Origin of the sequence: Mesorhizobium sp. LMG17149 (assembly GCF_024518695.1) — a bacterium.
Classification (GTDB): domain Bacteria; phylum Pseudomonadota; class Alphaproteobacteria; order Rhizobiales; family Rhizobiaceae; genus Mesorhizobium.
Genome location: NZ_JANIFL010000003.1, coordinates 537768 through 562254 on the forward strand (window position 1 = coordinate 537768; position 24487 = coordinate 562254).

The following is a 24487-nucleotide window of genomic DNA, read 5'->3' on the forward strand; positions in this document are numbered from 1 at the left end:
AAAGCAACCTGCCTTTTAGGGTGCCGGACAGCCATAGAAGGCTGGTCCGCCGTGATGTTCTAAGGTAGGATTAAAGTCTTCTTGGCGGGAGTAATGCTTGAGTGATACGAAATCCAGCTTTAGACGGCGTCAGGGCACTCGCCGCGATGCTGGTTGTCGTGCATCACTCCCAGAGCCCATGGATGCCTGGCGGCTTCATCGGCGTTGACATCTTCTTTGTCTTGAGCGGGTTTTTGATCACGTCGCTCTTGATGCGAGAGGCCGACAGTACGGGCACCATCGCGATCGGAGCGTTTCTGCTGCGCCGCTCAGTTAGGCTGATGCCGCCCCTTGTTATGTTGCTTGCCGCAGCCCTGATAATCGGGCCGCTATTCTGGCCGGACGTCCCTATTGGGCTGATCGTCGCTATCTCGATTTTGTATCTCGCGGACTATGTAAGTGCGCTCCATGGCGTCATTCCCCTGCTTGGTCACACATGGTCGCTTGCGGTCGAGGAGCATTTCTACCTGATCTGGCCGATGGCGGTGCTGGGGCTGGCAAAGCTCGCCCAAAGGTCAAGGATCAAGGCGCTTGCGATAGCGTTCGTCGTGGCAACGCTTTGGCGGCTGGGCAATGCTTATCACTACACCGAGTTCGAGATGACTGCTTTCCGTTTCGACACTCGGCTCTCTGGTCTGCTGTTGGGCGCATTAGTGTCTGTTTCGGGCATCAGCCTCAAGGGTCGGCACGCCAATATCGTAGGGCTGTCGTCTTTGGGTGCGCTTGTGGTTCTTGCGTTCGTGGCAACACAAGAGCCTGTATCGACCGCCTATCTGCAACCGCTTATCGACATGGCGTCGGCCGGCCTCGTCGTGTCGCTGCTCAACAATGAAACGATGATAGCCCGTGCTTTTGCATGGAGGCCGATCGTCTATATCGGCATCATCTCGTATTCGGTCTATCTATGGCACTATCCGATTTCCAGAGCGGCGTTGATGTACACCAACGACTGGCGCATGGTCCTTGTCGTGACGCTTGTACTTTCGCTTGCGATCGCCGCACTGTCTTGGACCTTCGTCGAAAAGCCGTTTCAGTCATGGCGGCGAAATCGCTTCGCAATGGTCTAATCCGGCTTATCCGTCGCCCTACGCAAATGCGGCTTCAACACCTGAAAATCCGGAGCTTCACTTACGCGATCACGGAAAAGCACATACACGACTGCAACCGAGCATCCGAGCAAGCTCAGCGCCCGTCTACGGTCCCAATCAATCTGCGGCACTCATGCAATGGCCGGTTCAAGAAATGGCAAAGCTGGTCGCAACGTCAGCGATGCTGCACAAAGTTGCCATCTAAGGCCGAGCCTATTTAAGTCGTCATTGGGGAATAGAAGACTTGGCGGTTCCATTATGCCAAGCACGAAGGCGCGGGCCATGGCCCGCGCCTTTTCATATTCAGCCTTCCAAAGAGCTCAGTCCTTCTCGAAGATGCGCGCCTTGGCGACGACACCGGCAATGGCGCCGCCGATCAGCGGTGCAACGATGAACAGCCAGAGCTGGCCGATCGCGGCAGTTCCCGAAAACAGTGCCGGACCGATCGAGCGGGCCGGGTTGAGCGACGTGCCGGTCACCGGGATGATGGCGAAGTGCAATCCTGCCAGCGTCAGGCCGATGACCAGTCCGGCGAACGCCGTCGAGTGCTTTTCAGCCGTGACGCCAAGGATCACGGTGACGAAGGTGAAGGTGCCGATCACTTCCCACAGGAATGCCGAGCTGACACCCCATTTCGTCACATCCCAGCCATTGGCGCCGAAGCCGGTGGTGTGTCCGCCAACCTGGCCGGAAACGATGATCCACAACGCCAGCGAAGCAAGGACGCCGCCGATGACCTGCGCGATCCAGTAGGGGATCACGTCCTTGGCCGGCAGCCGGCCGGCAAGGAAGACGCCGAGCGTCACCGCCGGGTTGAGATGCGCGCCCGAAATGGGGCCGATCGCATAGGCCGCCGCGATGAGGCCGATGCCGAACGCCAGACCGATGCCTTCCTGGCCGAGCGGCAGCGCGCCGCCGAAGCCGCCCGTCACCACAGAAGCCGTACCGATGAACACCAATAGAAATGTGCCTAGAACTTCCGCCAGATAAGTCTTCATTGCCCTCTCCTCGTGTCGATCCGCCGGTCCACCTTTTGCGCGCCGCGAATCACAACCGGAAGAGTATTCGCAACCAGAAAAGTTGGAAAGCAGAGCGGTTGTGCAGGCCGACCTGCTTGTGCGCGCCGGTTGCGCGCTCTAGAGCAGGGCCGGAATAATTTTCTGCGTGACGGAACAAGACCATGCGACTGGGCGGACGGCTGGCTGCGGCCATCGAAGTGCTGGAAGACATCGGCCGGCGTCACCGGCCGGTGGCGGACGCGCTGAAGGATTGGGGCCTGTCGCATCGCTTCGCCGGCGGCGGCGACCGTGCGGCGATCGGCAACATCGTCTATGACGCCTTGCGCCACAAGCGTTCCGCGGGCTGGCTGCTGGGGCAGGACACGCCGCGCGCCATCGGCTTCGGCGCGCTGCTGCTCGAATGGCGCCAGACGGCACAATCGCTCAACGAGGCGCTCGATGGCGACAAGTTCGCACCGCCGCTGCTGACCGCCGCCGAGCTTCAGGCCATCGCCGAACGCCGGCTTGACGATGCGCCGGCCGCGGTGCGGGCGGATGTTCCGGACTGGTGCGCGCCGCTTTTCGAGCGCGCCTTTGGCTCGACCTGGGCCGACGAGGGCGCCGCGCTGGCAACGCGCCCGCCGCTCGACCTCAGGGTCAACACCTTGCAGGCCAACCGCGACAAGGTGCTGGCCGAACTGACGGGAACCGGCGCGAAACCCTCGGCAATCGCGCCACACGGCATCCGCATCCCGCCGATCGACGGCGACGGCCGGCACCCGAACGTGCAGGCCGAGCCGGCTTTCCAGAAGGGCTGGTTCGAGGTCCAGGACGAGGGCTCGCAGATCGCGGCCGCCCTTGCCGGGGCCGAAGCCGGCATGCAGGTGCTGGATTTCTGCGCCGGCGCCGGCGGCAAGACGCTGGCACTGTCGGCCTCGATGGAAAATCGAGGGCAGATCTTTGCCCATGATGCGGAGAAAGCACGGCTGGCACCGATCTTCGACCGCATCCGCCGTTCGGAAAACCGCAATGTGCAGGTGGTCACCAAACCCACAGAACTCGCGCCGCTCGGCAACCACATGGACATCGTGCTGGTCGATGCCCCATGCACCGGCAGCGGCACCTGGCGCCGCCGTCCCGACGCCAAATGGCGGCTGACGCAGAGACAGCTCGATGCCCGCAAGGGCGAGCAGTCGGCGATCCTCGATGCGGCCAAAGCCTATGTCAAACCGGGCGGCCTGTTGGTCTACATCACCTGCTCGGTGTTTGATGAGGAAAACGGTGAGCAGATCGCGGCCTTTCGGAACCGTAACAGCGGCTTTGTTTCCGTCGACCACCGCCAGCTCTGGGACAGCCGTTTTCCCGGCCATGAGGCAGCCGCACGCATCGGCGCCAAAGGCGACATCTCGCTGTCGCCGGCGCTCAGCGGCACCGATGGGTTTTATCTCTGTGCGTTACGCAGATCGGCCTGAATCCAGTTCCTGACGGATGCGTGGCGCCGGCCGGCAGGCCAAGTCGATTGTGCAGTGCAGCAAAAGCATTTGCCTGCCGTCCATGCCTCTGCAATAAGCTTATCCGCGTAAAGGAAGGCAGCGGCAATGGCAGCAAAGATCGTACCCGCCCCGGACTATGAGGATCGCGTCAGGACCTCCTTCGCGCGTCAGAAGGCGATGGCCACGATCGGCGCCGAACTGACGCTGGTGACGCCCGGCATCATCGAGATCGAGATGCCCTATTCGGCGGCACTCACCCAGCAGCACGGCTTCCTCCATGCCGGCGTCATTTCGACGGCGCTGGACTCGGCCTGCGGCTATGCCGCCTTTTCGCTGATGCCGGAAAATTCCGGCGTGCTGACCATCGAGTTCAAGGTCAACCTCCTGGCGCCGGGCAGGGGCGAGCGCTTCCTGTTCCGCGGCTCGGTGACCAAGCCAGGCCGCACCATCATCGTCGCCGACGGCCAGGCCTACGCCTTCGCCGCCGACGGCGAGGCCAAGCTGATCGCCACCATGACCGGCACCATGATGACGGTGGTTGGCCGCGATGGGATTGAAGGGTGAGTGGCCGGTTCGCCGCAGGCGAATTCATCGTGCCGGTGGCACGATGAAAGGCCACGAACGCCGGGAGCTGCCGGAGGCAGCGGGTCCCGGCGAGCGGCGGTGCAGATAAGCAGATGATCGGGCGGAGAGGAATAAATCATCATGGCCGATAAAATCTCCCGCCTGTCGGGCAAGGACGTCCTCTTCGTTATGGCGGCGCAGGCCGAATACGGCCCGCACCTCAAGCAGCTGTTCACGCCGCTGATGACCGGTGTCGGTCCGGTCGAGGCCGGCGTCAGGCTGGGTGCTGAACTCTCCTGGCTGAAATCGCAAAAAGCACTGCCGGATCTCGTTGTTTCGCTCGGTTCAGCCGGCAGTCGGACGCTGCAGCAGACGGAAATCTACCAGGCGGTTTCGGTCAGCTACCGTGACATCGACGCTTCGCCGCTCGGCTTCGAGAAGGGCGCCACCCCCTTCCTCGACCTGCCGGTAACCGTGCCATTGCCCTTCAAGATACCGGACATCAAGCAGGCGACCCTGTCGACCGGCGGCGCGATCATCACTGGCGCGGCGTATGATGCTGTTGCCGCCGACATGGTCGACATGGAGACCTTCGCCTGCCTGCGCGCCTGCCAGCTGTTCGACATTCCGCTGATCGGTCTGCGCGGCATTTCCGACGGGGCGGCGGATCTCAGGCATGTCGGCGACTGGACCGAATATCTTGAAGTCATCGACGAGAAGCTGGCGGACGCCGTCATGCGGCTCGAACAGGCGATCGGCGACGGCGCCCTTCGGACGGAACCATCCCATGAAGATGCCGGACCAGCCTGAAAGTCGGGCTACGCAACCCATTGCGTCGACTCGTTTCTTTCTCTAAACGCTCGCCATGAAAACAGCCAATCATCCCGACACCGTCCTGATTGTCGATTTCGGCAGCCAGTTCACCCAGCTCATCGCCCGCCGCATCCGCGAGGCCGGCGTGTTTTCCGAGATCGTGCCGTTCCAGTCGGCCGAAGCGGCATTCAAGCGTATCAATCCGAAGGCCGTCATTCTGTCCGGCGGTCCGGCTTCGACCGGCGATATCGGCAGCCCGCGCGCGCCGCAGATCGTCTTCGATTCCGGCGTGCCGGTGCTTGGCATCTGTTACGGCCAGATGGCCATGTGTGTGCAGATGGGCGGCGTCGCCGAAAGCTCCGACCATCGCGAGTTCGGCCGCGCCTTCGTCGAGATACAAAAGGACAGCCCGCTGTTCGAGGGCCTGTGGGCGCCCGGCCAGCGCCACCAGGTGTGGATGAGCCATGGCGACCGCGTCATCTCCTTGCCCAAGGGCTTCGAAGTGTTCGGCAAGTCCGAGGGCTCGCCCTTCGCCATCTTCGGCAACATCGAGCGCAAGATGTACGGCATCATGTTCCATCCCGAGGTGGTGCATACGCCCGACGGCGCCCGGCTGCTCAGGAATTTCGTCCACAACATCGCCGGCATCGAGGGCGACTGGACCATGCGCGCCTACCGCGAGCACGCGGTCGAGACGATCCGCAAGCAGGTCGGCAAGGGCAAGGTCATCTGCGCGCTGTCGGGCGGCGTCGATTCTTCCGTTGCGGCGCTGTTGATCCACGAAGCGGTGGGCGACCAGCTGACCTGCATCCTTGTCGACCACGGCCTGATGCGCAAGGACGAGGCCGCGGGCGTGGTGGCGATGTTCCGCGAGCATTACAATTTGCCGCTCATTCTGGTGAACGCGTCGGACCGTTTCATTGACGCCCTCGAGGGCGAGTCGGACCCGGAGAAAAAACGCAAGACCATCGGCCGGCTGTTCATCGAGGTGTTCGAGGAAGAGGCCAAGAAACTCGGCGGCGCCGAATTCCTGGCACAAGGCACGCTCTATCCCGACGTCATTGAAAGCGTCTCCTTCACCGGCGGCCCGTCGGTGACGATCAAGTCGCACCACAATGTCGGCGGCCTGCCCGCGCGCATGAACATGCAGCTGGTCGAGCCGCTGCGCGAACTGTTCAAGGACGAGGTGAGGGCGCTCGGCAAGGAGCTCGGCCTGCCCGAAAGCTTTATCGGCCGCCATCCATTCCCCGGCCCAGGCCTCGCCATCCGCTGCCCAGGCGGGATCACCCGCGAAAAGCTGGAGATCCTGCGCGAGGCCGATGCCATCTATCTCGACGAGATCCGCAAGGCCGGCCTCTACGACGCCATCTGGCAGGCCTTTGCCGTGCTGCTGCCGGTGCAGACGGTCGGCGTGATGGGCGACGGCCGCACCTACGAGTTCGTCTGCGCGCTGCGTGCCGTCACCTCGGTCGACGGCATGACGGCGGATTTCTACCACTACGACATGGCCTTCCTCGGCGCCGCCGCCACCCGCATCATCAACGAAGTCCGCGGCATCAACCGTGTCGTCTACGACGTGACGTCGAAGCCGCCGGGAACAATCGAGTGGGAATGATTCAGGCCTACTCAAACGCCGCCGAGAATACGCCAATCTGCGATGTAACATACTGAAAACGAAAATAAATCCTTTCAGAGACAATCAGCGACAATCGGCACGCAGAGATTGGCTTTGACGGGCCGCCTGACGGACCTTCCGCATATTGCCCCCCCGAGTTTTTCTAAGTACCGTCAGAGCCAATGAGGCTTGTGACGGTACTTTTTTGTGCCTTAAGGCATTGAAGAAAAAAGGAACCTTCTGTCACGAAGCTTCGAAATTGTACTGACGGTACTTTTTAGGAGGCAATGGGTATGCTGACGGACGCCGCCCTTAAGGCACTGAAACCAAAAGAAAAAGCCTACAAGATTGCTGACCGTGACGGCATGTACATTCGCGTCATGCCCAGTGGCACGATCTCGTTTCGGCTGGATTACAGGCTGAATGGACGCCGTGAGACGGTCTATCTAGGCAGATATGGCAGAGATGGAATCTCGCTCGCGTTGGCACGAGAGAAGTGCCTTGATGCCAAGCGCGCCGTCAGCGAGGGACGTTCGCCGGCGATCGAGAAACAGCGCGACAAGCGCCGCCTGAAAGAGGCAAAGAGTTTCGGCGAATTCGGCGAGAAGTGGCTCGCGGCCGCGCCGATGGCCGACAGCACGCGCGCCATGCGACGCGCCATCTTCGAACGGGAGCTTCTTCCGGTCTGGCGCAATCGCTTGCTGACGGAGATCACGCCCGATGACCTGCGGGCCCATTGTGGCGCGATCGTTGAACGCGGTGCTCCGGCGACCGCCATCCACGTTCGAGACATACTGAAGCAAATCTACGGCTTCGCGATCTTGCATGGTGAGAAGGTCGCCAATCCGGCCGAAGAGGTTGGACCGGCATCGATCGCCACCTTTGTTCCAAAGGATCGCTCGCTTTCGCCCGCGGAAATTCGAGTGATGCTGAAGCAGCTGGAGCATATCGCTACACTCCCCACGATCCGTTTGGGAATGCGGCTTTACCTGCTCACTATGGTGCGCAAGAGCGAGCTGCAGGACGCGGTATGGGACGAGGTCGATTTCGAAAATGCGGTCTGGACGATCCCGAAGGAACGCATGAAGCGCTCGAAGGCGCACAATGTATACCTGTCACGCCAGGCGCTCGACATTATGATCGCCCTAAAGACCTGCGCGGGAAATTCCAGATACTTGCTGCCGTCGCGGTACGACGCAGATGCTCCTATGTCGCGCGCCACCTTTAACCGGGTCACGTACGCCGTCATCGAACGCGCGAAGTCCGAGGGGCTGCCTCTGGAGCCGTTTACGGTTCATGACCTGCGGCGCACGGGCTCGACGCTGTTGAATGAACTTGGTTTCAACAGTGATTGGATTGAAAAGTGCCTGGCGCATGAGGACGGGCGCTCGTCGCGCGGTGTCTACAACAAGGCCGAGTATGAGGTGCAGCGTCGGCATATGATGCAGGAGTGGTCGGACATTTTGGACGCCTGGGTCCAAGGCAAGAAGTATGTGCCAACGCTCATCCCGCCGTCGATGCCGATCTTGCAGGCCGACCCGGCGTTTTGACTGGAGCCCCGGTGTTGCCTTCACGCGACGCGTCTTGACAATTGATCAACGTTTCCGCTGCCAGAGTTGGTGCAATCGCCACATCGCCTTGCTTGTCCGAGCGCCGTCCGGACCACCAGCTACGGGCTTGGGCAGATTTTCTCGACCTTGCCCGAACAGACGGACTTCAGTTTCACCAGACTTGGAAAGTAGTCTGCCAACGGGGCAAATTCTTTTGCAAAGCAGCCGTTGGCGTCGGGCCAAAACCATGGTCCCCCCTTCGGTTCGGGAGGCCAGTGCCCGGGAGGCATGGTCCTGTTAGCGGCCATCTCGATGATGCTGCTGCAGAACTTGTGGTTCGTCGTCACTTGGGGCAGGCCGTGGCACCTGAAACACCCACCTGCGTCTGGGGGAACGATCGGGCCAAAATTAGACCAAGGCTCGGGTTCGTCCCCAAGACCGACAAACTCAAACGTTTGCGACTTCGGCACGTCCTCCGCGTACATTGACTTGATGGTCTGACTAAGCATCGTCTTCGGGTGCACAATGAACGGGTTATTGCCGAGGCGGCAGACGTTGCAACGATCTTCACCGTCTTTGGGATGCACCAGTTCACCGAAATCCCGCGTCTTGAAATCATCCCAGGTGATGCGGCTCGTGCCGGAACCTTCGTAGACAATGTTGTCGAATAAACACGCCTTCTTTTGCAGCTTGTCTGCACAGATCGTGCCGACATATTGCACAGGCCAACCGGGTTTGCGCCTGACGAGCGCTACGCAGAAACCGCCGGAGATATCATCCCTATAGGTCCACACCTCGGCGTCAGTCCAATCTGAAGGGAAGAAATACCTATGTGTTTCGGAACCGAGGTCCTCCCTATGGACCCAGCGCTTGTCCGCCGCGAATGAGCCGGGCACCGGTACTCCCGCATCGCGACACGCCTTCAGGTATGCTGGAACGTCGTCGCGGAATTTCGCCTCGCCCACTGCGGGCCAGCCACTCTCCGTGAGCGCGGGGCCGGCACCTTGTCGCTCGATGATGTCTTTGGCCTTTTGCCATTTGCTGACGAGCCGGCGAGCAACATCTCGCTGCTGTATGGCAGCATCGGTGTTCGCCAGAGCCGCTGCAAGTTCGATCTGCACAAAGCTTCTTTCTGCCTGCTGCGCCCGCGAAACGACTGGTCCCTTGAGCGTATCGATCATCTGCCTGTATCGGTCAGACGCTTCTTCAACGAGCAGCCCTTCGACGCAACCGCGAGCGCGTTCCAGCAGCTCCCCGCGATTCTTGTCGGTGACGTTGACCTCTACTCCTGAGGGCACTTCGAAAATGCCGCCATACGCGGCGACGAGATCACATGACATGGCCAACGAAGAGAGGCTTCCTGATCCTTCATCGGCCGCCATCAATAGGGTCGAGACGTAAGCGACGATCAGCAACGCCCCAGAGGCTGCGACGGTTCTCCAACGCATCAGCATTCAGTTCCTGACAAGCTTGAGCAACCGGGCCGAAACGGTGTGTGAAGGAAAGTCCCTGTAGCGATATTGCATGAAGATGTTTCGCCGAGCCTGTCGATCAGCAAAAGGGCATCGCGGGTTTTCACTGCGGGTCCGCTTGCGGCGATCCAGCGAAGCGCGGCCTCCTGAAGCCCTTTATGCATGCCTGCTTCGTCCAATACCTGTTTCCAGGTCCGCGACTTGAAATGGGTCTTGCCGGCTACAGCCATGACGGCGGGCGAGCGAGCCGTCCAGAATGTCCGCCGCAACCATTCGCTGCAGAACGTCGGCCACATCGACGAGCGGAACCGTCAGCGGCAGATAGCCAATCTCTGCCGGACCATGAATCATGGCGACATCGGCATCGGCACTGCGGCGTCCTGTGAGATAATCCTCGAAGACTTTCCGATGCCGATCATCCCGAACTGCCAGCATTCAGCTGCTCTGAGGGCACCCATGCTCGCCGCACCGAGTAGGCGGCAGCCGGCGTCAAGCGCGAACAGAATTTCCTTGTGCCATACTGCAGGTCCCGATTCGAATAGGCCGTCGATCAACCCGATGACCTTGCGCCCCTCGAGCACCGCGCGCATGACATCGCCGCACCGGGCCGGTGGCGCAATGTCAAACGCCTGCCCACCTTGCACACCAGCGAGCGCGATACAGGCTTGGACCGACGAAGATCAGAGGCCTTATGCGAGGCTCCATTGCCGCAGTAGCTTGCGGGCAGCTCGTCCGGACTGTGCATAGGATTCGGGTTGGTGCGTGCTGACCAGGTCGTCGGCAAGCACGCGTACCGCTTCGATCCCGAATCTGCCGCCGCCGAGCGGGAAAACATAGATGTCGCGGACGCCCTCCGTCACGCTGCCGACGGTATCTTGCAAACTCAGATCCTGGCGTTGGTTCAGGAGGCCACCTTGCGGCAGAAGCCGGTAGCTGCCGAACAAGCACGATCCAAGGTCGGGATTGTAGGTGAGATAATAGGAGCAATGGACATTGTCGAGTGGACGCGATGGATCCCATATATCCTTCGTTCCTAGGACATAATCATTCCTCGTGCGCAGGACGGTGGCGGATTGTCCGGCCTCGAGATCGTCCAGTTGAACAAGCCTCCTGTTTCAGTCTTAGTATCGGCGCTAACCATCCAGATCGCGCTATGCCGTTCTTGCCGCGTGATCCAGGCCTTTGACAGGACGGGCTCGGCGTTGTTTCACGTCGGGATTTGGTGCGCGGAGGATAGGTTTCGAGCGGCGGGCCGAAAGCCATGCCTGAACCTCGCCGAGGTCCCAAACCACGCATCGGGCGGTCAACGCGAAGCGTCGCGGAAATTCGCCCCGCTGTTCCATTTCGTAGATCGTGCTGTCTGCAAGGGGCACCATTTCACGCAATTGGTGTCTCCGGATTGTACGCTTCAGTACCTCTTCATTCGATCGACCCATTTCGCACTCCTCAGCATGGGCCCAAATTCAAGGCGAAGGTGTTCGATAATGAAAGAGCGTCCTGTCCCGCGTCGCATCATCGGCGGTTTTGACCTGCAAAAGGGACAAGTCACGCGTTGTGGTGGTCAACTTTTCGCAAATGGCTTCTGCCGCCACGACACTCGCGCCAACCCGCATCTGCAATCTCGGATCGATCTCCAGCGTGCGCAGGAAGGCGATTCGTTCTGTCAGCCCGGACTAGGTTCGACGCACCAGGTGCTTCCGGCGCCGAGCGCAGCCAATGAAAGCGGGTTTGGCCGATTCGACGGATCAACCTCCAACAGCCTGTCCATTGAGGCAAGCCGATCCAGCGAGATACCCGCAATGATCGCGTTCTCTGCCCGTCGGCGGGCAATCCGTATGCAGACCTGGTTTCTGATCGGCAATGATGTCGCCGAACTCATGACCGTTCTTTGGCAAGCGGCCTCGGCCGCACGATGCTCAAATCAAATTTGGTTGGCAGGTCAGGTCCCGTATTGTTGACGGCGGAGGTGGGCATTCGATGGGCGGGCGGGATGATTACCATCCGGACGTGTCGTTCAGGCCAGAGCGGCTTCCCGAAGAGTAGGAAAACGCCTGCTACGAGAACGATGATCAACCCCGCTGCGAACGCATTCGCGATGATATGACCAAGCCGCATGCACCCTCCACAGAAGAGTACCCGCCACGCCAAGCGAGCCGTGGCGGGTAATCAACCAACCGACGATGAAGGGACGATGATCGACGGTCACATTCCAAATGTCGAAAAGGCTGTGTTGTTTCACGGGTCAGACCTTTGCGCTTCTGCATTGGAGGTTCGTCGGTGCTACACGCGTGCCTGCCCGAACAACCATCTGCGCACGGCAAAGGACCGCCACCGATCAGCAATGACGGGCCCTGCCTCGAGACTGCTCGGCTGTAAACCAAGCTATGGACTGAACTTCGATTTCAGAAGCAGGTTCCCTTGATCTCCGAACTTGAACTTCAGTGGGTCGGCCCCTACTGGGGCGCCGAGGCGGACCCGGCCGAGGCTTGGGGGCCTCGACAGGCAGCGGGGGGACGCTGCCGCTTTCGAACCTGCCTCGTCATATCAGGACTAGCGCACAAAAAAGCCCGCCACCTTTCGGCAGCGGGCTCCTGGAGAGGCAGGCCATTTGGGGGACGGGTGCTGCCCCAACGAGTTTCCTTTTTGTCACGGCCCGATCTTTGTCAATAATGAAACGTTGCTTGGCTCGATGCGGACTGCGCCAAGGATGCTACAAGATTTTTGGATGCGGTGCGGACGAGAGATGGGGGCATCACTCGGACGCGACTGGCTCAGGCGGGCTACCGCATCCACTCCACCATCGCGTAATCTGAAAGTCCGCGCCCCAATGCCTCCACGGATGGAATGCTGATGGCATCCAACTTGCGCCATTCGGTTCCTGGCTATCAAAAAAGCCCGCCGCCTCTCGGCAGCGGGCAGTGTAGGTCCCTAGGATCACCCCGCGGTAACTAAAGTACACCCCGCCTCGCCAAAAGGGAAATGTTAGATTTCTCTAATGGATGATTCGGACCCTTGGGGCTCGCCGTGGCGTATCAAATACGGGAGCTTCTTGCGGGGCGGGTGATAGCCGATTATCGCGCAGAAGCGCCGACCTCTTTCCGTGCAGCCGAAGGCGCAACTGGTCGACCTTTGACACTTCACCGGACGGGGGACTACTTCCTTGAGGTGACCGATGAGACCAGCGGGACAGTGTTCGCGTTTCAGTACGCCGACTTGCTCTACTGAGAGGGCTCGCCTCCGTTCGGCGCACTGTTGGGTGTTGCTGATTGAGCAGTGTGCACAGCGCCGTAATGATCTGCGGGGGGGAAGAACGGCTTGACAATCATCACGCTGTCTGGGACGCCTTCAGACCCCCAGGAAAACGCACCATCGCCGCTGATGTAGACCACAGGTAGGGTTGGGTTGGCTCGCCTGACGTGCCCGGCTACTTCCCACCCAGATTCTCGAGAGCCGAGACGGATGTCCGTAAGGAGGCCGGCGAACTTGTTTGGACCCTCATCAAACGCCTTTACGGCGGCTTCGGCACTCGGCACTCCTACGACGAGAAAGCCAGCGTCCTGCAAAGCAGATTCAAGGTCGAGCAGGAGCCTGTGGAATTCCAAACCCGTCGCCACCATCTCCCGTGAGGGTCTTCTGCGCCGCTTGCCTTGATGCAGTGTATGAATTCTTGGTGACCTAGTTGCTGGTCTCGGCAAAGAGCCGCTCCCGGTCCAGAAGGTCAATAACTTGTTCCGTTTTTCCTTACCCCAGAGCGTGGAGAGGCGCGCGCGGTTCCAGTCGCCTTCACCCTTGATGATCTCCTGAAGTGCCCCGCGGTCAATCACGATCTGCGACGGTCTACCCCTTGGTAGTCCCATTTCCGCGCAAGGGAGCAAACAATTTGGATTCGTCTGCGCATTTCGGATCAAAATGCAGTTCCGACCGTTAGACGCGCAGCCAGGTTGGAGGCAGCGATGAACGTCAGTGACGAAGCCACGAAATCTCTTTGGATGAAGGACACGGAGTTGCCCTCGGCCCCGCAACTGGAACAGGATGTGCTATGCGACGTGGCGGTGGTGGGGGCTGGCATGGCCGGCGTTTCTATTGCCTACGAACTTGCGCTGGCGGGACAGTCAGTGGTGCTGGTCGACAGGGGGCGGCTGCTCGGTGGGATGACTTGCCGCACGACCGCCCACTTGGCCCCGATCTGCGACGACGGCCTAAGCGAACTCGTCAAAATCCGCGGCGAGGATCTCGCTCGAGGTTTTCAAGAGAGCCAGCAAGCCGCTGTCGACCGGATCGAGGAACACGTCAGCGATCTTGAAATAGACTGCGACTTTCGTCGGCTCGACGGATTTCTTTTTCCCGCAGCCTGGATGGACGAAAAAGAAGCCACCAAGCAATGTGATGAAGAGTATGAAGCGGCCGGCAAGGTCGGCGCAGTCGCGGAACACGGCCGCGGCGTTCCGCTGAAAGGCCATGAAGCGGCGCCGGTGCTACGCTATCCCGATCAGGCCACGTTTCACCCACTGAAATATCTTCGTGCCCTGCTTGACGATTTCGGGGAGCGCGGAGGCAAGGCTTTTGCCGAAAGTGCCGTGACCGAGATCGAGGAGGGTGAACAGATCCGCCTTCGCGTGGAAGGGGGCGCAACCATCACCGCCGACAACGCCGTGTTTGCCACAAACTCGCCGGTCAATACGGTGGTGGCGATCCACAGCAAGATGGCGCCCTATCGGACCTATGCGATGGCATTCGAGCTGCCCAAAGCAACTCTTCCGGACGCGCTCTATTGGGATATGGACGATCCCTATTACTACGTTCGTCTCCAACCTGGGGAGGGTGACATCGACTATCTAATTGCGGGCGGTCGTGATCATAAATCTGGTGAAGCCGATGACGGCTCGGCGCGTTTCGATGCATTGGACGCCTGGATCCGGGCCCTTGTTCCGGAACTGGGCCAGGAAGCAGCGCGTTGGTCTGGCCAGGTTCTCGACACGATCGATTATTGCGGCTTCATCGGCCGTAATCCTGGCAGCAAGAACGTCTTTATCGCTACCGGGGATTCAGGACAAGGAATCACCCACGGAGCGTTGGCTGGCCTGCTCATCCGGGACCTTGTCGTCGGTGGATCCAGTGTGTGGGAGGAGGTTTATGCCCCCGATCGCAAGCCTCCCTTGGCATTGGTGAACTACGTTAGCGAGAACCTGACGGCGTTGAAGAATTTCGCGGAGTATCTGTTGCCCGGCGAGATCAAATCAGCCGCCGATCTGGAACCCGGTCAGGGCGGTATTCTCCGCGACGGTTTGAGCAAACTCGCCGTGTGCCGTGACCAAAACGGTGGAACGCACATGCATTCCGCCAGTTGCACGCATCTCGGCTGCATCGTCCATTGGAATTCGACCGAGCAGTGCTGGGACTGCCCCTGCCATGGCTCCCAGTTCGCGCCGGATGGAGCCGTTCTCAATGGTCCCGCTATCCGTCCTTTGTCGGCCCGGACCGGAACCGCCTCAGATTGGTCCAAGAGATCACACGCACAATCCCACAGCGGCGCAGACTGAAACTCCCGGTCCGGTCATGAACACCAACATTTCAACCGGGCGGGGCGCTTTTCCCACCTGGACACTCTTCATCGTTCAAAATATCTCGCTGAACACGAGGATCGCGAACGCGACGACGGTGTCGCGCTAGACCAATGCCATCGGCATGTAACGGATGATTACCCTGTCTTGCCGGAAACGGCGTTCCAGTTCGGAGCGGCGGGCGCACCAATCGGACAAGTCGACTTCTTCCGCCATGACCTCGAAGATGACAATTTCGTCGATGGCGGAGTCGGCACCCTTTTGCCACAACCCCTCCGCTGGCGCCTGAAGGTAGGCAGTCACGCCATCGAACCGGGCAGCCAGCTCTTCCTTGACCCGATCGAAAGCTTCCCGCTCAAATGGCCGGCCGTCATTGTCCGCGCGCGGAAGCAGGATTTGGAAGAGGTGCATGACGACTTCTCGCTGAAAAGCATCCAACGGCTTTCATGGCGCCCCGTTCCTTCGGGAATAGCTCGGCCGGAGTGAAACTGGCGAAGCTGACGCTTGAGCGGGGGGCTGAATTCTCTGCCGAAACACACGCCCATCATTCAACGCTACGACCTCGTGCTGCCGTAAACGTGCCTGAGGTCCGCTCGACGGAGAGCCCGATTAGCGACCTTCGTGCCAGCCGCACGGCCGGATGCGAGCGTCACATCTGCCGGCTGCGACTTCGCCCAATACGCTCTCGACTGCGGGCTTTTCGACGGGCAACTCTAAGCTCGGCAAGTGTTGGCCACCACCAACCCCTCAGGCGTTCGGTCGGGCCAGCGGCCACCCTTGCGGGCCATGTCCTTACAAGTTCGCCCAGTGTAGCGGAGCGCCATCTGCCCCAAACGAATTCGCCGTTCGAAGCCATTGCGTGAGGATAAAGGGAAGTTGCGTCTGATGGCGCGACCACTTCACCGGAAATGTCGGTGAAGACGACGACCCCGTAGAGCTCGGTTGCGACAGCGCGACCCAGGTGAGGTTGATCGTGAGTTGGCAACGGGTAGCGGTGACGCCGGCGTTCAGCAGCCAGTTGGCGCGAGGCTCTGTAGCCTTCAGTATTTCTGGCGTCCACACGTCGCCGTTTTCTTTCCTCCGGCTCGGCATGGCGAGCAGCTTTTTCGATGCTTGGCCACCGGCGCCGGAGCTCGTCATATGAGCGAAATGGAACTCTCCAGGCCCGCAATTCGTCGTCCCAACTCGACCACGGGACGGCACGCAACTCTTCAAGCACTGTCCTCGAGTAGGGCGTACGAATGCGCAGGTCGTCCGCGATGTCCAGATATTGGCTCGATATTGGATCGAAGGCGAAGGCATCTCGTCCCTTGCTGTCGTCGTCGGGCGTCCGTAGCGCTGCCTCTTGCGCTAGCCACCGGTCAATCCGCCGGGCTGCCGTTGTGCCGGGCACGAACCAGCTCTTGCGCTCGTCACTCCATCTCGCGCGCGGAAAAGCCTGCTGAAACCGCTCGACCGCCATTCGATCGAAGGAAAAGCGGGCTTCGGCGCCACTTGCCTCCTGCTTCTGCGGCCCGGGACGTGGGTTGTAATCCATCACAATGCATCGTTCGCGTTTTGTCGCAGGCAACGCAGTGACGGCCCTAAAGGTTCATCTGCCTAGCAAGCCTCCGGACCCCTGAACCCACGCGAAATGCCAAAGCTGTAGTGAAACTTTCCCCCCGTACCGCGGTTAAGGAGCTGAGAGGACAACACCGTCTAAATCGAACGAGAGAGCGGCTGCGGGCGAGCCTCCCCAAAGGATCGGTCGCGTGCCAGAAGAGGGGAGGGCGCAGGAGGTAAAACATGGCATCGAGACACATCGGTCGCCAGCCCAGGCGCGAGATTTGCGCCGGTATAGAAAAGGAGCGGCGGTTATTGGCGAGGCTGCCTGCAAGACTGACAACCCCGCCGCCGGCATAATGCAATGACACGCATCGCGACCTTCAATTTGAATGGCGTGAACGGTCGCCTGCCGGTGCTCATCAGATGGCTAGGTCAGACCAACTATGACATCGTCTGCCTTCAGGAGTTGAAGACCTCGGATGAGAAATTTCCCGCCGAAGCCATCAGGAACGCCGGTTACGGTGCCGTCTGGCATGGGCAGAAGTCTTATAACGGTGTAGCTGTACTCGCCCGAGGGAAAGAGCCGCTGGAGCGTCGGCGTGGCCTCCCGGGTGATCCTGACGATACTCACAGCCGGTATATCGAGGCGGAGGTGGATGGGATCGTGATCGGCTGTCTGTACCTGCCCAACGGCAATCCAGCGCCTGGCCCGAAATTCGACTACAAGCTCCGATGGTTCGATCGTCTGATCAGCTACAGCCAGGTACTGCTCAGGGAAGGCTCCCCGAGCGTTCTGTGCGGCGACTATAATGTCGTGCCAACGCCGATCGATGCCGCGGTGCCAGGACGTTGGCTAGGCGATGCGGTCTACTTTCCGGAGAGCCGGCAAGCTTACGCCGAAATGCTTGGTTATGGCTGGATCGATGCTGTCCGCCGTATCCATCCGGAGAAGGGCATCTATACGTATTGGAACTTTTCGTATCGTGGCGGTTTCGACAGGAGCTCCGGCCTGCGCATGGACCATCTCCTCGTCAGCCCGTCACTTTCGTCCAGATTACGTGATGCCGGCGTGGACGCTGATTTGCGCGGCTGGGAAAAACCGAGTGATCATGCGCCAGCCTGGATAGAGCTCAACCTACCCGGCCGTGATTGAAGGGTGCCGTTGTTCGCCAGGATGCCGGGCTTTCGCTATTGCAAAGCTGGTCTCTGCACTTGAGCATGGGATCTACCAATCTCGTGGTGGCAAAAGCTTCGCATTCACTGCTGAACTGGCCGACAAGCGCAGGCAGTTTGCGGGCGCCGAGAAGTCGCTTGCGGCCGAAAGCGATGGCAGGGGGGATGTCCTTCGGCCGCCCGATCCAATTACTTCTCAGGCCGAGCCGCGCCATCACGCGCGACCGGCCATCTCTTTGTCGCTCCCCACTAACTATTCCTGTCGGCAAGCTAAAGGATGATGCAGGAGTGAAGGCAGCCAGCGCCGAGGGTACCCGCTGGAGCTCATGGGCTTGGCTTCGGGTGGCACCAGTACGGCAGCGGCCGCGTGGGATCGCTGGTCACGGCCTGTCAGTCAGGCATCTGGCGCATGCCGCGCGGCGGGTGAACTCGCGCGGAGCTAGGTGATCTCATAGTAAAAATCGCAAATCAGATCCGCGACCTTAGTCGCTTCAAAATCAGTCATATGCGCGGCGGTCTCAAGAGCGACAGTCTCCATATCGTCCTGATCGACGGCCAGAAGGTCTAACAATTTCGCAAACTTGAATTTGAGCTCTCGGTCGCCGTCGAATTCATCGATCGTGACGTTCAAAATATTTACGTTGGCGTCTATCAGCCGCGTTTGAATGCTGTCGGAAGAGGCCGCTAACGCGCGAACGGCCGCAAAAAAGTGCTCACGCGCTTTGGTGTATTTTTCGTCCATTTAGAAACCTCGGTGGGTTAAAATGCCTTGGACGTGAGGGCGGAGCCGGGACTTAGGCTTTCGATAGCGCCGAAGTCAACGCATGATTGCCGCCGCAGGGCGTTTAACGGTCACTTTCTATAAGTTCGTCTGCACCGCCAATCTTCGGCCCTGTCATCCAAGGCGGCGCCACGGGAACGTCTTCGATCACACCCACCCTGCGTGCCCAGGTCACAAACGTCTTGTGCGCGGCCTCGACAGACTTGCGACCATCATATGCCGAGTAGCATGTATCACACGCCGCCCCGTGGAGAAGGCCGCGCCTTTCGACCGGCCATTCTTCCAGAAATTCTATGGCATCCATGACGCAACCGATTTTTCTGAGGACGAGACTGTCATCTCGTACAAAAATCGGCTGTTTGAACGTAGCGCTTTCCATCGTGACCTCCCTTCCAGCCTAAAGCGACGCTTGTGCCTCTTCGGGTGACGCAGGATTTTCCTCGGCAAAAGCATGCCGGTCCGCGTGACGCCTTCTCGGCACAGAGAGGATATTGGAAATGCCTCTTTTCAGTTCAAGAGAGAAGTGGCCGGCCGAGCCCAGCAGCCTCTTGGCAATCGTGTCGCCGTGCACCCCATCCCGCTGCCGCGCGTCGGTTCAGTCCGCGAGGGCTTCGAGCCACCAACCTGCACGTCGGCGATCTTGCCCTCGCGTAGCAGGGCGGCCTCGAACCGGCTATGGGAATTCGCGTCAAGATGTACTGGAGTGCAGCAGCCCCGCGAAGGGCCGATCCAGTACCAGAGGTTGAACTGTGTTTCCTGTTACTCATGTCCATGGCGGCCACTTCACACAAACGCGGGATAGATCGCCGAACCGGAACGGCATCAGCATCGATTGTGGTCTCGCGCGTAAAAAAAGAGCGGGCCCGGAAGATCCGGACCCGCCAGCGGCTATGATCAGGCTGCAGAAAGCGGTCGGTTGTTCGCGAGCCAAAGGCTGGCTGCTGCCAGGGCCGCAACCACAACGCCAGCGATGACGTGCGACCACATTGCTGCCGCCAGGCCGGCAAAGCCAAGCACCCAAGGTGCGGCCACAATCCACAGGCCGACGACAAGGTTCGCCCATTCTTCAAATTTGTGGAACGCCACCAACGCGCGCGCCGCGATCAGAACGGTGATTACGCCCGCGATGAAGGCGTGCCAGACGGCAACAGCATCGGCAGCATAGCCAAGGAGCCAGGGCGAGAGCGCCAGCGCGATGCCGGCAAGGATATTTACGACATCGAGCGCCGGCCTGCTGCTGTCGGAAGTGAGATTCTTCAACATCGATCATTCTCCTTTCCTGCGTTTCAGTACGTCAATGTACCGCCCTTGAGTCGAGGGCGGGTGCGGCAGCGGGCCTGTTCGGCCCGATGCCGCAAAGCTTCTTGGGTCCCGATTTGAAACGGACGCAGCCCTTCGGCGAGATCGGCTCAGTCAGGAGGAAGGATTCGATCTCCCGAGGTTCGAACGCATTGCCGGCGATCTCACTCAATGCGAGATGCGGCCGGCTCTTCGGGCTGGCCGCCAACCGGGGCGCTGCGCCGCGCGCCCGGCCCGCTGCCGCGACCGCAAGCGCGAAGGGGTTCGGGATCGTACGTTGGGCGTCGAAGTCGATCAGTGGGTCCATTCTTGCCTCCAGTCATGCGGCTATCCGGGAGCATACCGGGCTGAGCCGAGTCTGGAATCTCTGGGTGCGGCCCTCCAAGGCCAGCAGAGCGAGTTCAACCTCGTCCCGTCGCGTCGGACGTGCATTTTCCGGCATGCCTTCTGCGGTGGCCAGGTCGATCAGGTACTCGTTCCAGGCCCAGTTCTTGAGCACGGCAAGTTTCTCGTCGAGTGCGAGTACCGGGTCATCCACGACCTCCATCGGAGAGGCGTAGAATGTCTCGGGCTCGGAAAGCGCCGTCTGTATGTGCGCTGCCTTTGCACCAGCGCCATAGTTGTGGCTTGCCTGAAGCCATGCCAATTGCAGCCGTTGCCAAACCACGTCGGAAAAGACGTGCCTCTGCTCCGATGCTTGCCTGTTGCTGACCTTGGCCTGGCAGCCAGAAGATGGAGCCTGCACCACGTGGTTGAGGCCTTGGCGCTCCGCATAACGGATCGCCGCCTCAAGCGTCGGAAAATCCAGTTGAACCTGGGTCAGGGTGTCCCGGCCGCCCGTATAGCCCATCAGCGGCTCGATGAACGGGGCTGTGCGAGGTTCGAAAATCAATCGCCAGTCCTTGCGGGGCTTTGCTGAGGTCGTGGCCGAGCGGCATGGCTGGTAGATCCGTGCCGTCACGCCATCCGGAAACACTGACCGCCCCATTGACAAAGCCGGCTCGTCGAGACGAGGCCGATTGTCATTGTCCGGCCGGCCGGAGGTCTTGGTTGGGTTTCTGATGTCGCTGCTTTGAACTGTCTCCATTGTCTGTCCCTCCCATAATGAAGGGTGGTATGAGCAGCGGCCGTTACGGCCGCTGCTCATACTGCCGTGCGTCAGTTCTTGCCGTTGATTGCGATCCGCTTGGCCTTCGCCTGCGCCCGCTCGGTCTTGGGCAAGGTCACGGTCAGCACCCCGTTCTTGAAGGCGGCGTTGACCTTGTCTTCCTCGACCTCGTAGCCGAGCGGAATGAGGCGCTCGAAGCGACCGTAGAAGCGCTCGGAGAACTGCCGGTCTTTGTCCTCGGTCTCGGAACGCTTCTCGCCTTTAAGCTTGAGCGCCCCGTTGTCCAGCAGGACTTCTATGTCGCTCTCGTCCAGGCCAGGTATTTCCGCCGTGACGCGGACTTCCTTGTCCGTGTCAGAAATCTCCACGCTGGGCCAAGTGGCGGCAAAAGAGGGACTGAAGGCCGGCAGTCTGGCGCCAAAGCTGCGGAAGGCGTCATCGAACAGCCTGTTTACCTCCCGGTGGAGGGAGACGAAGGGGTCTCGATCTCCATCAGGGAAGAGACTGGGCGCCGAGTTTCCGTTGCCCCGGCCCCATGGGATCAAGTCACGTACGCTCATTGTCTTTCTCCTTTCGTAGGTCTCTGAGCCGGGCCGGACGCCCGGCTCAAGCGATGCCTTCATAGTGGATTGCTCAGGCCGCCAGCTTCTCGGTCTCGACCTTGGGCGCTTCGATCTTCGGCATGCGAGCCCCGCTGGAGATCTCGACCTTGCGCGGTTTCATCTCCTCGGGAACCTCGCGCTTGAGATTGATGCTCAGCAGCCCGTTCTCGAGGCTGGCGCCAGCAACTTTGACATGATCGGCCAGTTCGAACCGACGCTCGAAAGCGCGCCCGTTAATGCCGCGGTAGAGATACTGGCCGTTCTCATCGCCCGATTGCGACCCGCTCACGACCAGCATGTTGGGCTGGTAAGTGATGGTGAGCTGGTCCTGCGAGAAACCGGCGACCGCCATGGTGATGCGATAGTCATCATCATCAACCTTGGCGATATCGTAGGGCGGCCAGTTGTCGAACGAGGCCACACGGCTCGCATTCTCAAGCATGTCGACCATGCGGTCGAAGCCGATGCTGGACCGGTACAGGGGGGTAAAATCGAGGTTCATAACCACATCCTCCTTTGAGCAACATGGATCATAGGAGGCGCCAAGAGCCTTGCCGCCTCCTGGTCTGCCGGCCCCATCGGGCGACCGGCGACTATCAAATTTAGAATCGCGACTTGCACCTTCAAGAGGAAGAATAGGAAAATTTTCAGCGGCAGTCCGGGCGACGCACCCATGCCGCCCTCCCGCCGGCGGGGTCACTCGCCGACGGATCCATGGTGCAGGAACAATTATGTGGCGCTTAAATCCGATCGATGAATGGCACGAACCCGGCCACCACCGCGCTGTCACTGCCATCAGGACCGGCAAGCTCTTCCGATTGATCCAATTGTTGCAACGCATCCATGATCGCATCGAAGCTGACCGGTTCACCCGCCCCCGGCAGCATGCGAAGCGCTGGCACGGATTCTACCGCGCAGGCATCCGACGCCCATGACGAAAGGATGGCGCGCTTCTCCTGAACGTCCAGGGCAACGTCGGCCAAAACGTCGTGGGGGTGTTTGAAATGCCGTGCCGGATGCAGCAAGCGGTCCAGAAAAACGTCAGGGGCCACGGGTTCAATCGAGGCAAAATGGGTCGAAATGGCTGCTTCCATTGATGGTCCTCCGCTTCAGACAATCTCCTGCGTGGTTGAGTTTGGCGGCTCTCGCGATTCCCGCCAGACGAAATTTTGGAACGTCTCAAGCAGGTTTCAATGGCTCGGCACGGGTCACATCCCCGTCGTCAACGCCTTAGAACCATTTTATCGGGCCGGTGAAACAATCGGCGAGAATCTCAGTTCTGGCGTCGGACGAAAATCAAGGACCCGAATCCGGCAGGAGAACCAGTCATGTCTTACCTCTCCAGGAACTTGTGCATTGGCTTGATCACAGGAGCCCTGATGCTCTCGACTGGCGGCCTTGCTCCGGCCACCGCACAGGAAATTCCGAACGACTTCAGCGCAATTGTGCGTCAGAAGCTGCCAGCCGTTGTCGCCATCACGACCAAGCAGATCATCCAGGATCAAACGACGCTCAACGGCTTTCTCAATCCCTTCGACGGGGCAGGGCGTATCCAGCCCCAGGTGCGGGAAGCACTCGGCTCCGGCTTTGTGATCAGTCCCGAAGGCTACATCGTCACCAATAACCATGTCGTCGCCGACGCAACTGAGATTCATGTCGTGTTCTCCGACAAGGAGACGGCGCCCGCCAGGGTGGTGGGCCGCGATCCGGCAACTGACATCGCGGTATTGAAAGTCGATCCTCGGCCCAACATGACGGCGACGGCCTGGGGGGATTCGGACGCGATGCAACCAGGGGCCTGGACCATCGCCATCGGCAGTCCCTTCGGCCTCGGGGGCACGGTCACTGTCGGCGTCCTTTCTGCCCGCTCTCGCGATATCCAGGCCGGTCCTTACGACGATTTCCTGCAGACTGACGCCTCGATCAACAGAGGTAACTCGGGAGGTCCTTTGTTCAACGCGCGCGGCGAAGTCATCGGCGTCAACACGGCAATCGTGTCGCCGTCAGGCGGCAGCATAGGCATTGGGTTCGCGGTGCCCTCGCGTACCGCTCGGACTATCGTCGACCAGCTGATCAGCACTGGCCGCATCGAGCGCGGCTTCATCGGCGTGCGTCTTCAGGAGATCACGCCCTCCATCGCCGAGGCGCTCGGAATGCCGGGCGCCAAGGGAGCGCTGGTTGCCTCGGTCGAGGCTGGCAGCCCGGCGCAGAAAGCGGGAATCCAGGCCGGCGACGTGATCACCCGGTTCAACGGCAAGGACATCCAAGGCGTCCATGACCTGACGCTGGCGGCAGCAAGCCAAAAGCCGGGATCGAAAGTGACCGTAACAATGAACCGGGGCGGCACACACCAGGAATTGTCACTGACTGTCGATCAGCGCAGGGATCAGGAGGAACCGACCGGTACCATTCCAAGCCTGGGGACAGAAGACCAGCGCCTTGGTCTATCACTGAGCCCCATTCCGGACGATGCGCGCCAGCAACTCGGCCTGCAGGCCGACAGGACGGGCGTGTTCGTCCAGGATGTCGCTCCCAACAGTCTTGCAGCCGAAAGCGGCATCCGGCCAGGCGACGTTATCGTGTCGGCCAACAACCGAAACATGACCCAGCCGTCCGACGTCCGTGAGGAATGGGCGAAATCCCGTCAGCAGAAAAGACCAATGCTGTTCCGTATCGACCGGCAGGGACAATCGCTTTTCGTTGCTGTGGCAAACTCCTGACTGACAGGCCAGAGGGCGTCGCGATCTGTGCTGCTGGCCTGGCCCCCTACCGGGCGCACCAGAGTT

At 60.3% G+C, this 24487-nt stretch carries 23 protein-coding genes and 2 pseudogenes; 9 read left to right on the forward strand and 16 right to left on the reverse strand.

The genetic code is table 11. The features are described from left to right. The first annotated feature begins 101 nt into the window (after positions 1–101). On the forward strand, positions 102–1106 hold the full coding sequence (locus NP945_RS08730; RefSeq protein ID WP_024502339.1) for an acyltransferase: 1005 nt from the start codon (positions 102–104) through the stop codon (positions 1104–1106). A 341-nt stretch (positions 1107–1447) separates the two neighbouring features. Here the strand turns inward: NP945_RS08730 and NP945_RS08735 are convergent, their stop codons facing one another. Next, entirely contained in the window at positions 1448–2125 is a 678-nt protein-coding gene (locus NP945_RS08735; RefSeq protein ID WP_013530368.1) for an MIP family channel protein, read from the reverse strand. Positions 2126–2307: 182 nt separating this feature from the next. On the opposite strand from NP945_RS08735, the gene NP945_RS08740 reads away from it, so the two are divergent. The 5 genes from NP945_RS08740 (at position 2308) to NP945_RS08760 (ending at position 8160) form a co-directional block, all read left to right on the forward strand. Beyond that, positions 2308–3597: an RsmB/NOP family class I SAM-dependent RNA methyltransferase gene (locus NP945_RS08740; protein ID WP_256746130.1), complete on the forward strand. Its 1290-nt coding sequence runs from the start codon at positions 2308–2310 to the stop codon at positions 3595–3597. 126 nt (positions 3598–3723) lie between these two features. Beyond that, positions 3724–4182, forward strand: a complete 459-nt coding sequence (locus tag NP945_RS08745; protein ID WP_013530371.1) for a PaaI family thioesterase — start codon at positions 3724–3726, stop codon at positions 4180–4182. A gap of 141 nt (positions 4183–4323) precedes the next feature. Continuing rightward, on the forward strand, positions 4324–4992 hold the full coding sequence (locus tag NP945_RS08750) for a 5'-methylthioadenosine/S-adenosylhomocysteine nucleosidase (RefSeq protein ID WP_256746131.1): 669 nt from the start codon (positions 4324–4326) through the stop codon (positions 4990–4992). Between the two features lie 55 nt (positions 4993–5047). Then, a complete protein-coding gene (gene guaA, locus NP945_RS08755; RefSeq protein WP_023809008.1) occupies positions 5048–6610 on the forward strand; it encodes a glutamine-hydrolyzing GMP synthase in 1563 nt (520 codons plus the stop codon). A gap of 293 nt (positions 6611–6903) precedes the next feature. Next, on the forward strand, positions 6904–8160 hold the full coding sequence (locus NP945_RS08760) for a site-specific integrase (protein ID WP_127267910.1): 1257 nt from the start codon (positions 6904–6906) through the stop codon (positions 8158–8160). Positions 8161–8279: 119 nt separating this feature from the next. Here NP945_RS08760 and NP945_RS08765 read toward each other — a convergent pair whose 3' ends face one another. The 5 genes and pseudogenes from NP945_RS08765 to NP945_RS08785 form a co-directional block, all read right to left on the reverse strand. Next, entirely contained in the window at positions 8280–9614 is a 1335-nt protein-coding gene (locus NP945_RS08765) for a hypothetical protein (protein ID WP_127267911.1), read from the reverse strand. A gap of 174 nt (positions 9615–9788) precedes the next feature. After that, a pseudogene (locus NP945_RS31955) lies at positions 9789–10222 on the reverse strand (TfuA-like protein). Positions 10223–10321: 99 nt separating this feature from the next. Further along, complete coding sequence (locus tag NP945_RS08775) at positions 10322–10576, reverse strand: hypothetical protein (protein WP_127267914.1); 255 nt, start codon at positions 10574–10576, stop codon at positions 10322–10324. Between the two features lie 207 nt (positions 10577–10783). Continuing rightward, positions 10784–11068 carry an AlpA family transcriptional regulator gene (locus NP945_RS08780; protein WP_127267915.1) on the reverse strand — a complete coding sequence of 95 codons (285 nt, stop codon included), beginning with the start codon at positions 11066–11068 and terminating at the stop codon, positions 10784–10786. 162 nt (positions 11069–11230) lie between these two features. Beyond that, a pseudogene (locus tag NP945_RS08785) lies at positions 11231–11463 on the reverse strand (hypothetical protein); the annotation flags it as partial. A gap of 2122 nt (positions 11464–13585) precedes the next feature. Here NP945_RS08785 and NP945_RS08790 point away from each other — a divergent pair. Continuing rightward, on the forward strand, positions 13586–15172 hold the full coding sequence (locus NP945_RS08790; protein ID WP_127270412.1) for an FAD-dependent oxidoreductase: 1587 nt from the start codon (positions 13586–13588) through the stop codon (positions 15170–15172). Between the two features lie 126 nt (positions 15173–15298). Here the strand turns inward: NP945_RS08790 and NP945_RS08795 are convergent, their stop codons facing one another. Together NP945_RS08795 and NP945_RS31960 are read right to left on the reverse strand one after the other, a co-directional pair. Next, complete coding sequence (locus NP945_RS08795; RefSeq protein ID WP_236383374.1) at positions 15299–15631, reverse strand: hypothetical protein; 333 nt, start codon at positions 15629–15631, stop codon at positions 15299–15301. A gap of 211 nt (positions 15632–15842) precedes the next feature. Beyond that, the gene (locus tag NP945_RS31960; protein ID WP_372337961.1) at positions 15843–16730 is read right to left on the reverse strand and encodes a hypothetical protein; all 888 of its coding nucleotides are present in this window, start codon (positions 16728–16730) and stop codon (positions 15843–15845) included. 369 nt (positions 16731–17099) lie between these two features. Here NP945_RS31960 and xth point away from each other — a divergent pair, with 369 nt between their 5' ends. After that, positions 17100–17891 (forward strand): exodeoxyribonuclease III, encoded by a 792-nt coding sequence (gene xth, locus NP945_RS08800; protein WP_127266514.1) that lies wholly within the window; start codon positions 17100–17102, stop codon positions 17889–17891. 459 nt (positions 17892–18350) lie between these two features. Here xth and NP945_RS08805 read toward each other — a convergent pair whose 3' ends face one another. The 8 genes from NP945_RS08805 to NP945_RS08840 form a co-directional block, all read right to left on the reverse strand. Continuing rightward, positions 18351–18653, reverse strand: coding sequence for a hypothetical protein (locus NP945_RS08805; protein WP_127327941.1), 303 nt, complete (start codon positions 18651–18653; stop codon positions 18351–18353). 103 nt (positions 18654–18756) lie between these two features. Continuing rightward, positions 18757–19071, reverse strand: coding sequence for a DUF982 domain-containing protein (locus tag NP945_RS08810; RefSeq protein ID WP_127327939.1), 315 nt, complete (start codon positions 19069–19071; stop codon positions 18757–18759). A gap of 515 nt (positions 19072–19586) precedes the next feature. Further along, a complete protein-coding gene (locus NP945_RS08815) occupies positions 19587–19955 on the reverse strand; it encodes an SPW repeat protein (RefSeq protein ID WP_127266517.1) in 369 nt (122 codons plus the stop codon). Between the two features lie 31 nt (positions 19956–19986). Then, positions 19987–20298: an RNA polymerase rpb6 gene (locus NP945_RS08820; RefSeq protein ID WP_127266518.1), complete on the reverse strand. Its 312-nt coding sequence runs from the start codon at positions 20296–20298 to the stop codon at positions 19987–19989. Between the two features lie 12 nt (positions 20299–20310). Further along, complete coding sequence (locus tag NP945_RS08825; protein WP_127266519.1) at positions 20311–21078, reverse strand: NADH dehydrogenase ubiquinone Fe-S protein 4; 768 nt, start codon at positions 21076–21078, stop codon at positions 20311–20313. Between the two features lie 71 nt (positions 21079–21149). Further along, a complete protein-coding gene (locus NP945_RS08830) occupies positions 21150–21659 on the reverse strand; it encodes an Hsp20/alpha crystallin family protein (protein WP_013525023.1) in 510 nt (169 codons plus the stop codon). 73 nt (positions 21660–21732) lie between these two features. Beyond that, on the reverse strand, positions 21733–22203 hold the full coding sequence (locus NP945_RS08835) for an Hsp20 family protein (protein WP_127266520.1): 471 nt from the start codon (positions 22201–22203) through the stop codon (positions 21733–21735). A 238-nt stretch (positions 22204–22441) separates the two neighbouring features. Next, a complete protein-coding gene (locus NP945_RS08840) occupies positions 22442–22795 on the reverse strand; it encodes a hypothetical protein (protein WP_127266521.1) in 354 nt (117 codons plus the stop codon). A gap of 285 nt (positions 22796–23080) precedes the next feature. Between NP945_RS08840 and NP945_RS08845 the strand changes: the two genes are divergently transcribed. After that, a complete protein-coding gene (locus NP945_RS08845) occupies positions 23081–24421 on the forward strand; it encodes a Do family serine endopeptidase (protein WP_236383373.1) in 1341 nt (446 codons plus the stop codon). Positions 24422–24487: the final 66 nt, after the last annotated feature.